This window comes from Aliivibrio sp. 1S175 (assembly GCF_001690985.1).
Taxonomy (GTDB): domain Bacteria; phylum Pseudomonadota; class Gammaproteobacteria; order Enterobacterales; family Vibrionaceae; genus Aliivibrio.
In genome coordinates, this window is the sequence record NZ_MAJS01000077.1 from 1 (window position 1) to 290 (window position 290).

Consider the following 290-nt stretch of genomic DNA (forward strand, 5'->3'; position numbering starts at 1 on the left):
ATTCTATCGATGTATAAAAATGAACCATAATTTTCATTGAACCATTGATAATTAATACTTTCATATTCCACATTTTCAATTAGTGCAATCAGAAAACCAACAACATGGCTCTCGTCTTCAATTACAACTGATAATGCAGATATTTCAATTAGCCTCAATAACTTACTTTTATCCATCGGACTTAATACGTCTACGAACTTCTCGTTTAACTCTAAAATCGTATCAATGTCTTTACTTAAAATTTCTCTAATTATCATCATTATCCTTTTTGCGCATAACGCCTGCATAAC

Annotated in this window: 1 pseudogene; it reads right to left on the reverse strand. The window is 30.3% G+C overall.

The features are described 5' to 3' along the window. Positions 1-260 (reverse strand): annotated as a pseudogene (locus A6E06_RS15215) (GNAT family N-acetyltransferase); the annotation flags it as partial. Between the last annotated feature and the right edge of the window lie 30 nt (positions 261-290).